This window comes from Pseudomonas sp. DR208 (genome assembly GCF_019823005.1).
In the GTDB taxonomy this organism is placed as follows: domain Bacteria; phylum Pseudomonadota; class Gammaproteobacteria; order Pseudomonadales; family Pseudomonadaceae; genus Aquipseudomonas; species Aquipseudomonas extremorientalis.
Genome location: NZ_CP081944.1, coordinates 1,465,279 through 1,476,134, shown reverse-complemented (window position 1 = coordinate 1,476,134; position 10,856 = coordinate 1,465,279). Strand labels below are relative to the sequence as shown.

The 10,856-nt window shown below is 60.8% G+C and carries 10 protein-coding genes; 3 read left to right on the top strand and 7 right to left on the bottom strand.

What is annotated here, in order from left to right; all coding sequences use genetic code 11:
- Window positions 1-76: 76 nt before the first annotated feature.
- From K5K89_RS06510 to K5K89_RS06490, 5 genes are all read right to left on the bottom strand, one after another.
- Window positions 77-904, bottom strand: coding sequence for a hypothetical protein (locus K5K89_RS06510; RefSeq protein ID WP_257103284.1), 828 nt, complete (start codon window positions 902-904; stop codon window positions 77-79).
- Window positions 905-1,302: 398 nt separating this feature from the next.
- Entirely contained in the window at window positions 1,303-1,794 is a 492-nt protein-coding gene (locus tag K5K89_RS06505; protein WP_071489096.1) for a CS1 type fimbrial major subunit, read from the bottom strand.
- Window positions 1,794-2,531, bottom strand: coding sequence for a molecular chaperone (locus K5K89_RS06500; RefSeq protein WP_222541062.1), 738 nt, complete (start codon window positions 2,529-2,531; stop codon window positions 1,794-1,796). Before K5K89_RS06500 ends, K5K89_RS06505 begins: the two co-directional genes overlap by 1 nt.
- Window positions 2,532-2,586: 55 nt before the next feature.
- Window positions 2,587-5,109 carry a CS1-pili formation C-terminal domain-containing protein gene (locus tag K5K89_RS06495; protein ID WP_222541061.1) on the bottom strand — a complete coding sequence of 841 codons (2,523 nt, stop codon included), beginning with the start codon at window positions 5,107-5,109 and terminating at the stop codon, window positions 2,587-2,589.
- Window positions 5,110-5,238: 129 nt separating this feature from the next.
- Window positions 5,239-5,739 carry a CS1 type fimbrial major subunit gene (locus tag K5K89_RS06490; RefSeq protein WP_071488666.1) on the bottom strand — a complete coding sequence of 167 codons (501 nt, stop codon included), beginning with the start codon at window positions 5,737-5,739 and terminating at the stop codon, window positions 5,239-5,241.
- Window positions 5,740-6,255: 516 nt separating this feature from the next.
- Here K5K89_RS06490 and K5K89_RS06485 point away from each other — a divergent pair.
- Entirely contained in the window at window positions 6,256-6,792 is a 537-nt protein-coding gene (locus K5K89_RS06485) for a PadR family transcriptional regulator (RefSeq protein WP_071488665.1), read from the top strand.
- Entirely contained in the window at window positions 6,789-7,556 is a 768-nt protein-coding gene (locus tag K5K89_RS06480) for a siderophore-interacting protein (protein WP_071488664.1), read from the top strand. Before K5K89_RS06485 ends, K5K89_RS06480 begins: the two co-directional genes overlap by 4 nt.
- Before the next feature lies 1 nt (window position 7,557).
- Here the strand turns inward: K5K89_RS06480 and K5K89_RS06475 are convergent, their stop codons facing one another.
- Complete coding sequence (locus K5K89_RS06475) at window positions 7,558-8,181, bottom strand: Pr6Pr family membrane protein (RefSeq protein WP_222541060.1); 624 nt, start codon at window positions 8,179-8,181, stop codon at window positions 7,558-7,560.
- A gap of 4 nt (window positions 8,182-8,185) precedes the next feature.
- Window positions 8,186-8,419 (bottom strand): VF530 family DNA-binding protein, encoded by a 234-nt coding sequence (locus tag K5K89_RS06470; RefSeq protein WP_048720273.1) that lies wholly within the window; start codon window positions 8,417-8,419, stop codon window positions 8,186-8,188.
- Between the two features lie 137 nt (window positions 8,420-8,556).
- On the opposite strand from K5K89_RS06470, the gene K5K89_RS06465 reads away from it, so the two are divergent.
- Window positions 8,557-10,575 (top strand): TonB-dependent receptor, encoded by a 2,019-nt coding sequence (locus tag K5K89_RS06465; protein WP_071488662.1) that lies wholly within the window; start codon window positions 8,557-8,559, stop codon window positions 10,573-10,575.
- The last annotated feature ends 281 nt before the right edge of the window (window positions 10,576-10,856 follow it).

The following is a 10,856-nucleotide window of genomic DNA, read 5'->3' as shown; positions in this document are numbered from 1 at the left end:
ACCCCGATCAGTTGTCATGCCCCGGACCAGTAGCTGTCCACCGCCAGTCGCCCCCGCCGGCGCTTGAGCCCACGCTTCAGATCTCGGAGTCCCAGACCACCGTGGCCGTGCCGGAATAAGTGGTGCCGCTGCCCTGCTCGAGCATCTGCGCGACTGCGTCGGCCTGGACTGCAAAGTGCAGGGTACTGGGTTTGCGGTCGATGTAACGATTGGGTTGGAAACGTTCGCTGCCGCTGCCGTCCAGGCGCAGAGGCAGGTGATTGACCGGGCGCCCGGCAGCGTCGCTCAAGCCTGCCGGTAACGTGACCGCAAGGTCCAGCGGCACCTGGTGCGTACCATTGCTTACGCTGCAGGTATTGCCCATCGGCACGCCGCATTCCAGGGTCATCTTGAAGTGGGTACTGGTCCACAGGTTGACGGTTTGGTCGCGGTACAGACGGGTCGGTTTGCGCCCGTTCTGCAGCCAGGCCTGCCAACCTCCCTGGGGCTCCAACTGCACGCGGTTGCCGCCGGGAGGCACTTCGACTTTGAAGATGTGGTCGACATCCAGCTCGAAATTAACCAGGAAGGTATTGTCGTTGGCCAGGGTGATGTCGCCAAAGTCGAAGTCCATGCCAGGGCCCACAGTGTAAAGCATCTGCCCATGGTAGGTTCCCGCTGGCATGCTCAGTGGGTTGGGGGTACGCAGTTCATAGGTAAAGTACAGGCTGGCGTAATAAAAAACAGGCAGATTAAACAAGGCCTGAGTGACGCAGGCTCCGGCGTATTCCGGCACTAGCCAGAGCCATTGAACCTGGTAACTGGTGCCATTGAGCACCCCCGTGGGCAGGCACGGTGCCGGCGCTTTATGCCAGCGACCACTGCTCCATAACGCTTCATAGCCGCCACCATTGGTGATCTGCATGACGTCCCCGCCATGACGGGCCCAACCGCCAATTCCCGAGATACGTACCTCAAGTTCGCCGGTATCACCTTTATCGTTGTTAACCGAGACGGTTCGCCATTCAGACGGTATCTTCAGGTAAACCCCCTGGCGCGGATCGTCATGGTTAGCGGCAACCGGCGCCCCCGTTATCACCCCCACGGGCAAGTTCAAACTGAACCAGCCCCTGGGATCACAATAATAAGCAAAATGCTGGCAGAACCCGGTGCTGGGGGTGACGTTGGTAAAACGGTTGACCATAGGGTTGCTGGGGTCGGGACGAAACTTGGCCCGAACCTCAGCGGTGCCGGCCTGGGCCGCACCCGATACCCACATTAGAATAAGGACGCAGGCCCAGTGCCTGGCGCGTAAAAAGGCCATCAGTTCACTCCTGGCGCAATGGCATCGAACACCATGTGCACCGTGCCGTAGTAGTTGCCCGGCGCGTACTCATCCGCCGGTTTGATCGCTGCGATTTCCAGGGCCACCCGCTTGCCCGGCGCGGCGTCGGCGCTGGACACTACCTCAGTGGACGCCAGCCCCAGCACCTGCTGGTTGAAAGTCACACGCAGGTCGATACGGTCTTTGCCGTTGTACAGAAATGGTTCGGCATCCAACCGCGCGCCAATCGAGCCGCTGATGTTTTTGACATCGAACTGCGCACGCAGCGGGCTCAGTTGCGCCGATATCGGGTTGTAGTCCAGTGTCTGCTCGCGATGCACCAGCATCGGGTCCACCGGCAGCACATAAAACTGGGCTGTGGGAATCTCCACGAACACCTCGAAGGTTTCCCGCTCTACCGCAGCCCGGGCCGAGGGCAACACGCAAATAGCACTGAGCGAGGCGAATGCCAGCGTCTTGAAGAGTGTGATCACCCCTTGACCTCCATCGGTTTTTTCTCGCTGCCTTCGATCAGGCTGAAGCGGTAGGAGCGGCCAGGCTCTTTATCGAATCCATAGGAACGACCGGCCATGATGTGGTGCTTGACCGTCGGCCGGCATTCCAGGGTATTGGCCGCCGAGCAGTCCTTGAATTCATCGACCACCACGACACTGTTGCCCTTGTTGACCAAGGTGTAGCGCTTGCCTTCGTCACGCACCTGGGTGTCAAACCGCACGTTGCTGGGGCGTACGAAAAATACCGTGCCGTAACCGGCCAGCACGCGTACGCCAGCGGCCAGGCTGTCTTTGTATTGCTTGCGCTCTTCTTCGGTGACGGCGAACTCGTCTTCGGTCTCGGGCACCACCGGTACGAAGCGCACGCGGAAGTAGCGTTCCTTGTCACGGTTGCCCATGAACAGCAGGCGCGTGCCCTGGGTGCCGTTGGCCGGTACGATCAGCCGCGCCGGGCTGGCCATCAGGCCATCGCGCGCAGCGGCCCCGGGCTGGTTCTGCAACGGTACTTCACGGTAGGAGCCATCGGCGTCGTAGATCATTTCCAGGATGTTGACCCTGACGAATGCCGTGGAGGTGCCGCCATTGAACACCCGTTTCATATAGGTGCTCTTACCCGCCTCCAGGTAGTCGTAGACCACGCCTACGTTGATCTGCGGGCCCGCCTGGGCCCCCAGGGAGAAAAGACATACGCATAACAACCAAAAACGTTTCATGCCACAACCTCATGTTTTGCAAGCGGCCAAACGCGGCCGTTTATCCAGGAACTATTCAACCCGCTGTTGCCGTCCCCAGGGTGGCCTCAGCCAGGGTGTCGGGGGTACAGCGCAGATCACCGATCATCAGCACATCGCTCTCCTGGCGCGCCTGGCTGGGGTCAAGGCGGAACTGGCAGAGCAACTGGTTGGCGTAGCGCACTTCCAGGGTGGGCGAGCTGGCGTTCATCTCCATGGAGAAGAACCCGTCGACCTCGCTGACACCGCGACTGGCGTGATTGATCACGTGGTGCCCCTTGAGCGGCCGGCCCTGGGCATCCAGCAGGCGACCGAGCACCGTGACGGTTTTCATCACGCTGATCTTGCGGTAGCCCACCCCGCCCTTGTTCAAGTGGTAGCTGGACCGCGCCGGCTGAATGTTGGCCGCTGGTGGATGGTTGCCCTCGAAGTCGAAACTCAGGGTGCTGTTCTTGTAGGCGGTGATGGGCACGAAGTTGCGCCCCGGCCGCAGGGTGCTGCTGCCGCCGGTAAGGTCATCGGCGCGCAGGGTGATGTCGTCCAGGTCGGTCTCCACATCCACGATCATCCCGGCGCCGTGGCCTTGGGGCTGGCTGCTCAGGGCAACTTTCTGCCCGCCCACCGCGACGGTACTGCTCAGGTTCAAGCCACCGGTGATCTTGTTGTTGAAGGAGGAACGCTGGGCAAAGGCATCGCCGTACAGCGCATCGGTCTGGAAGCTGGTGCGACCGGACAACCCGACGCCGTAAGTATCGGCAATCGCCGTGGCCGACACGCTTTGCAGCATGTGATCGTCCAGGGTGCGCTGGTAGGTCAGCGAGCCATTGTTGTCGCGGCTGCCATCACGGGCGGTGCGCGTGCCGAGGCTGGCGGACCATTGCTCGTTGGGCCCGCCCAGGGCCAGGCTGACGCTCACGTCGACGCCCACGTTGCGTTTGTCGCCGGTGCTGGAGGTGGCCGGGCGATCAAACACCGAAAAGCGCCAGTTGGCATCGCTGCCAAGAAGCTTGCCGCGCTGGTTCCAACCCAGGTCCAGGCCGACCCCTTCGACGTTGCCCTGGCTGTAGGACAGGCGCGAGTTGATCGAACTCTTGTTGCTCAATCGATGGTTGATCGACAGCGACGAGTTGCTGGTCTGGCCGATAAAGGCGGTCCGCGGCCGCAGCCGTGTGCCGTCGGGGAGGATCTCGTAGGTGCGGCGGGTGTCCAGCCAACTGCGGTTGTGGCTGAGTACCACGCTGCCGTGCCCGTAGCTGTAGAGGCCTTGCATATCCAGGCCGGTGCCATGGTCCTGGGTCTGGTAGACGTTGGCGTAGAGGCTGGTGCTGTTGGCCAGGGTCCAGTCGATGGACGTGCCGTATTGCATCTTCTCGCGCACTTTGCGCGTGGACAGGCCCAGGATTACCCGTGGATGGGCCAGGTAGTTGGCGCTGGCGCCGTAGGTCATGAACCCGGTGGCTTGTTCGTCCCAGTTACTGAGCAGCTTGGTTTCCCGACCGACGAAGGTGTTATAGCGCCAGCGTTCGTCGGCATTGCGCCAGTTGTTGGGTTTGTACACCAGTTCCTGGGTGGTGGCCGTGGTCAGCCCGTCTTCGATCAGGCGCACCTCTACTTCATAGATGCCCCCCGGCAGCGAGCGTGTGTCGAGGGTCTGCAACCCCGCCGCCACCGGCTGGCTATTGATCAACAGGCCATTACGGTAGATCTCTACCGACGCCTGGCGGCTGGCGGTGACGTAAATCGGGTACACGCTGGGCTTGGGGTTGTTGATCAGCAGGCTGTCGGAGCTGCCGTACATCAGGCCCACGGCGGTGTCGGGGTTGGCGCCGAATGAGCGGACCTGCCGCGTGAGGCCATCGGAGCCAGGGGTGAAGTAACCCAGGCGCAGGAAGTTGCCTTCCATTTCACGCTGGCTGTAAAGCTCATGCACGGCGTGGTACAGCGTGGTATCGGTGCCGCCGAAACGCGACAGTTGCAGGTTCAGTGCCTGGGTCCAATTGCCGACGCTGGCGCTGGCTTCCAGGCCATAACGGCCGCCCAACGCTTCATCCTGCCCACCATTGAGGTTCAATTGGTTATTGACGATCAGACCCAGGCTTCCGGCTTCCGGCTGGTCGTAATAACGCTTGGTCTGCGTGGTGCGCTCGACGTTCTCGGTGAGGATCGAGACCAATGAGTTTTCCAGGCTGTAGTGCATCGCCAGGAGTTGCTCTGGGCAACTTCTTTCGCAACTTCCAAGGGTCATTCCCTGTTGCAGGAGTTGCTGCCACTTGGCCCGTTCTGAAGCCGCGAAGGGACTATCGTTGGCGTCTGTGAATTCCAGCAAGGTAATACGGTCATTGCGATCCAGCACAATCATGGCCTCGCCGAGAAACTGTTGGTCCAGTTCCACGCGCACGGCCAAGGGCACGTCAAAAAAGTGCTCTTCGAAATCGTTTGGCAATCCCTTGGACTGTGACAGCAAACTGCCCGGCGTCGTGCCAGGCGCTGTCGGCGCGGCCAGGGCGCCGGCGCACATCAATAGCGCCAGCGCGCCCGCAATAGGCGTCTTCGAAAACATGAACGGAATACTCGTAAATACGCACAGTCAGGGCTGCTTGACAAGGTCGGCAGCCATTGCCGGCGACCGACCTTGGGTCAATGCCCGCGTGATCGTCGCGATCACGGGGCCAGGGGTGCTCCGCGTCGGTTACGGATTCGGCGTACGCGGCACGGCGTCGAAGATCACCGTGTAACTGGCGGTGTACAGGCCATTCTGGGTGTCTGTCGGCTTGGCCGGAGTGATCACCAGGTCGGCCTGGGTGCCCGGGGTGGATTGAGGGTCGTCCACCACTTCCTGCGGGGTGCCAGTCAGGGTGACGCCGTTGAAGGTGTTGGTCAGCGCAATGCTGTTGGAACCGTTGTACAGCGCTGCCGAAGACGGGCCGCCTTCGATGTAGGCATGCACCGAACCGTCGGTGTTTTTCACATCGAACGTGGCGCGCAGGGAACTCAGTTCACCGCTCACCGGGTTGTAGTTCATGGTTTCGTCTTTACCGAAGTTCGGGTCCCGTGGCTGCGCATGGAACTGCTTGGTCGGGATGTCGGCCTTGATGTTAATGGCGGTGCGCGCGTCATCGGCGGCAACGACCAGGGTTGAATTCAAGGCGACCGCGACCAGAGCGGCCGCGACGGAAAGTTGTTTCAACATAGCGATATACCTGTTGGCTAAAAACAATTTAGTGGAGTCATTAAAAACCTGCATTACGCAAACTTTTCAACAACTTGCATTGACGAACGTACCGTCTCGCCCTATGCCCAACCAGTATTCTCAAAATAAAAGCCCAAGTAAGCAGTCCGCTTCTCTACTTCATGTAGCCAAGACACACCTAGTAATATGGGAAAAAAGTGGCATTTTGCCAAAACTTTAAAATCAACTGTAAGAAACAGACTACTTGATAATAAACGAGAACAATTACGCACCGAACACGTTTGTAAGAACAGTATGACATGCGCATAAAAACTCCAACTCTCGCGTGCCGACAACGCGTGTAAGAGCACACCACTCACGACTTGAGTAATAGCTCTATTTATACAGAGTTGAATAACTCGAAACTTTCAGCCTGCTTGCCAAGCTCGTAATGCCTTGCGTGCCGTTGGTCGGGTGCGTTTGCCCTATCTATAAGATATATCTTACGTTGTATCTAAACACGACAGGAGAAGCGAAATGAGAGGACACCCTCACCACGACAGCCACGACGGCTTCGAAAAACGCGGCGGTCGCGAACGCGGTGGCCGCGGCCCGCGGGTCTTTGCCCCAGGCGATCTGAAATTGCTGCTGCCGGCGCTGATCGCCGAGCAGCCCTGCCACGGCTATGACCTGATCCGCCAGATCGAAAGCCTGTTCGACGGCGCCTACAGCCCCAGCCCCGGGGTGATCTACCCCACGCTGACCTTTCTTGAAGAAAGCGAGTTGATCAGCGGCGACACCGAAGGCGGGAAAAAACGCTACACAATCACCGACGCCGGTCGTCTCTTCTTAAGCGAGCAGACGGTTGCCCTCGACGGTATCCGTCTGCGCATGGACGTGAGCAAGCGCGCGCTGCGCGGCCAGGACCGACCGCCGGAAATCCACGAGGCGGTGCACAACCTGCGCCATGCCTTGCATTCGCACCACGGGCGCTGGAGCCCGGAAGAAATCGTGCGTGTCGCGGCGCTGCTCAACAGCACCGCCCAGGCCATTGTCGACGGGGAAAACCAATGAATACGCAAACCATCCATCGCGTTACCCACGAAATCAAACGTCGCCGCCTGCAGGTGCTGCGGGTGGTGGACATCACCCCGCGCATGCGTCGCATCACCCTGGGCGGGCCAGAATTGGCCGGGTTTGTCAGCCTGGGCAGTGACGATCACATCAAGCTGCTGTTCCCCCAGAACGCCGCCGAACAGGCCGCGCTGGAAAGCCCGACGTTCGCCATCAAGGGCGACGGGCCGCAACCGGCCATGCGCGACTACACGCCGCGGCGTTTCGACCTGAGCATCGGTGAGCTGGATATCGACTTCGTGCTGCATGGCGACGGCCCTGCGTCTACCTGGGCCGAGCAGGCGCAGGTTGGCCAACACCTGTACATCGGCGGGCCACGGGGCTCGATGATCGTGCCGGATATCTTCGACAGTTATCTGTTGATCGGCGATGAAACCGCCATCCCGGCCATCGCTCGCCGCCTGGAAGAGTTGCCGGCCGGGCGCACCGTGCTGGCCGTGATCGAGATCGCCAATACAGCCGAAAAGCAGGCGCTGCAAAGCGCGGCCGACGTCCAGGTGGTCTGGGTGATTCGCGGCCAGGACGACCTGCTCGACACCGTGCGCAAACTGACGCTGCCGAGTGGCTCGCTGTACAGCTTTGTCGCCACCGAAACCAAGCTGTCGCGCCAGGTGCGCCGCGTGCTGCTGGACACGCACCAGGTCAAGGAGGAGTTCCTCAAGGCCGTCGGTTACTGGCGCGCCGAAGGCAGCGACGAAGAATGAATCAGGGCTGGGGCTTGATGAGCTTGTCCAGCCCCACCACTGCCCCTGCTATCGCGACAAACCCCGCAAGAATGCCCCCCGCATTCACGAACACCTGTGGATAACCGAGGGTGCCCACATCAATGAACGGGTACTGATACTGCCCGAGCAAATCCCCCCGCAGCAGCACATAGGCGAAGTACACCAGCGGGTAAATCACCCAGCCGGCGATGTGCCTGAGGTGCAGGTTGCCCTTGGGCACGCACTGCCACCAGTAGATAAAAAACAGCACCGGCATTACGTCGTGCAGCAACTCGTCGGCAATGAACTGGAAGCCTTCGGGTTGCCACAGATGCCGCAGCAACAGGTTGTAAGCCAGGCCCACCACCAGGATGCTCACGGCGATCCCACTGCTGATGCCGGGCGCGAGGAAAAACCGCTTCGCGGGTGAATCGCGCCTCACCAGCGCATAGCTCAACACCACCACCGCGAGGGTGTTGGTGAGCACGGTGAAGAAACTGAAAAAATTGACCAGCCCGCCCATCAAGCTGGCGCCGGATTCCCAGCGCGAATAGAAAATCAGGTATTGCTGAATCACCAACCCCACCCAACCAGCAAGCGCCGCCGCAGCCACAAACCGCTTCATGGGATCAGTCCAGCGGGCGTTTGGTACGCATCAGTTTCACGTACAACCCTTCGACTTTTTCCCGCGCCCACGGGGTCTTGCGCAAGAACGTGAGGCTCGACTTGATGCTCGGGTCGCTCTTGAAGCAGCGCACGTCAATCCGTTCGGCCAGGCCGGCCCATTCGTAATGCTCCACCAGGGTGGTGAGGACGTGTTGCAGGGTCACGCCGTGGAGAGGGTCGTTGCTTGTCGCGGTCATGCCAGGCCTTTAGAAAAGAGAACACACAGCTGCGCACTTTAGCACGATCAAAAAAGTTCCCGTTTTCAGCAAAAAAGAGATGTTATATTGTAACTACAAATCTCAAATCTTTTCGTTGCTTTACAAAGGAATGCCCAATGCTCTTCTCTTCCCTATGGCGCCTGTCCCCGCTCGCCGCCGCCCTGCTGATCGGCTCCGAAGCCCATGCCCTGGAGCTGCAACCCCAAGTCATCACCGGCAACCCGCTGGGCAGCGAGCAGCTCGCCTCGCCGACCACCGTGCTGGAAGGCGATGACCTGACCCTGCAACAAAAGGGCAGCCTCGGCGAAACCCTGAACAAGCAGCCAGGCGTGTCGTCGTCGTACTTTGGCCCGGGCGCCAGCCGGCCGATCATCCGCGGGCAGGATGGCGACCGCATTCGCATCCTGCGCAATGGCGTGGGCGCGCTGGATGCGTCGTCGCTGTCCTACGACCACGCGGTGCCGCTGGACCCGGTCAACGTGGATCGCGTTGAAATCGTGCGCGGCCCGGCGGCGCTGTTGTACGGCGGCAGCGCCATCGGTGGCGTGGTCAACACCTTCGACAACCGCATCCCCACCGAAGCCATCGAAGGCATCCACGGTGCCGGTGAATTGCGCTACGGCGGCGCCGACACCACGCGCAGCAGCGCCGGCAAACTGGAGGCAGGTAACGGCACGTTCGCCTTGCACCTGGACGCCAACGCGCGGGAATTCAACGACCTGAAAATCCCCGGCCAGGCGCGCAGCCGCCACGCCCCGGCAACCGACGACGTCCCCGGCAAGAATGGCCGCCTGGGCAACAGCGACGGGCGCCAGGACGGCGGTGCCGTGGGCGGTTCCTACACCTGGGACGACGGCTATGCCGGGTTGTCCTACAGCAACTACGACGCCAACTACGGCTCCCCTGCCGAACAGGATGTGCGCATCCGCATGAAGCAGGATCACTACGCCTTCGCTTCGGAAATCCGCAACCTGCAGGGGCCGTTCACCTCGGTGAAACTCGACGCGGGCTACACCGACTACGAGCACCGCGAAATCGAAGGGGGCGAAACCGGTACGATCTTCAAGAACAAGGGGTATGAAGCCCGGGTAGAAGCCCGCCACCAGCCGCTTGGCCCGTTCGACGGCGTGGTGGGCGCGCAAGTGACCCGCAACGAGTTCTCCGCCCTCGGCGAAGAGGCCTTCGTGCCGCAGACCGACACCAACGCCGGCGCGCTGTTTATCCTCGAAGAAATGCAGGCCACCGAGCGCCTCAAACTCAGCCTCGGCGGGCGCCTGGAACACACCAGCGTCGACCCGGATGCCAAGGGCAACGCGCGTTTTGCCAATGCCGACAAATCCAATGACTTCACCGCCGGCAGCTTGTCTTCGGGTGCGGTCTACACCCTCACACCCGTGTGGTCCCTGGCCGCCACCCTGGGCTACACCGAGCGTGCACCGACCTTCTACGAGCTGTATGCCAACGGCGCCCACGTCGCCACCGGCACCTACGAGCTGGGCGATGCCAACCTGAAAAAAGAAAAAGCAGTGTCTAGCGACCTGGCGCTGCGCTTTGACAATGGCACCCACAAGGGCAGCTTCGGGGTGTTCTACAGTCGCTTCTCCAACTACATCGGGTTGTTGGGCAGCGGTCGCACGCTGAACGATGAAGGCGAAGAAGACGCGGGCGGCATCCCTGAGTACAAGTACTCTGGCGTGCGGGCACGCTTCGCCGGCTTTGAAGCCCAGGATCACTGGAAACTTGGCGAAAGCGCCTACGGTAAGTTCGCGCTGGAACTGTCGGGCGACTACACCCGTGCGACCAACCTCGACACCGGCGAAGCCCTGCCGCGTATCGCACCGTTGCGTTTGAACAGCGGCTTGCTGTGGGAACTGGACCGCTGGCAGGCACGTATCGATGTGGAACACGCGGCGGGCCAGGGTCGCGTGCCGGATAACGAAAGCAGCACCGATGGCTACACCACCCTCGGCGCCAGCATGGGTTATCACTTCAATATGGGTGGCAGCCAGTGGCTGGCGTTCGTGAACGGCGAGAACCTGACCAACCAGACCGTGCGCTATGCCAGCTCGATCCTGCGCGATATTGCCCCGGCGCCGGGTAGAAGTGTGCAGTTCGGCGTTCGAACTACCTTCTAAAAATTTTCCCCCCAGCCTGTAGCAACCCGCTTACTGTGGCGAGCGGGCTTGCCCCGCGTTGGGCTGCGCAGCAGCCCCAAAACCAGTCACTGAGTCTTTCTCAAAGAATGCGGTGAATTGACAGGGGGCTGCTTCGCAGCCCTACGCGGGGCAAGCCCGCTCGCCACAACAAGCCCGCTCGCCACAGGGCAGGGTTTCATGAAGCCAACGTTGCAGCGACTATCTGTCACTGTTACCAAATCTGAAATGATGCATCTTGCGATTTACGCTTTCTCTTGAAG

Excerpts from the sequence above, each read along its gene's own strand:
- K5K89_RS06485 (WP_071488665.1), top strand. The coding sequence starts at position 6,256 with ATGAGAGGACACCCTCACCACGACAGCCACGACGGCTTCGAAAAACGC.
- K5K89_RS06495 (WP_222541061.1), bottom strand. The coding sequence starts at position 5,109 with ATGTTTTCGAAGACGCCTATTGCGGGCGCGCTGGCGCTATTGATGTGC.
- K5K89_RS06465 (WP_071488662.1), top strand. The coding sequence starts at position 8,557 with ATGCTCTTCTCTTCCCTATGGCGCCTGTCCCCGCTCGCCGCCGCCCTG.
- K5K89_RS06490 (WP_071488666.1), bottom strand. The coding sequence starts at position 5,739 with ATGTTGAAACAACTTTCCGTCGCGGCCGCTCTGGTCGCGGTCGCCTTG.
- K5K89_RS06510 (WP_257103284.1), bottom strand. The coding sequence starts at position 904 with ATGCAGATCACCAATGGTGGCGGCTATGAAGCGTTATGGAGCAGTGGT.
- K5K89_RS06470 (WP_048720273.1), bottom strand. The coding sequence starts at position 8,419 with ATGACCGCGACAAGCAACGACCCTCTCCACGGCGTGACCCTGCAACAC.
- K5K89_RS06475 (WP_222541060.1), bottom strand. The coding sequence starts at position 8,181 with ATGAAGCGGTTTGTGGCTGCGGCGGCGCTTGCTGGTTGGGTGGGGTTG.
- K5K89_RS06480 (WP_071488664.1), top strand. The coding sequence starts at position 6,789 with ATGAATACGCAAACCATCCATCGCGTTACCCACGAAATCAAACGTCGC.
- K5K89_RS06500 (WP_222541062.1), bottom strand. The coding sequence starts at position 2,531 with ATGAAACGTTTTTGGTTGTTATGCGTATGTCTTTTCTCCCTGGGGGCC.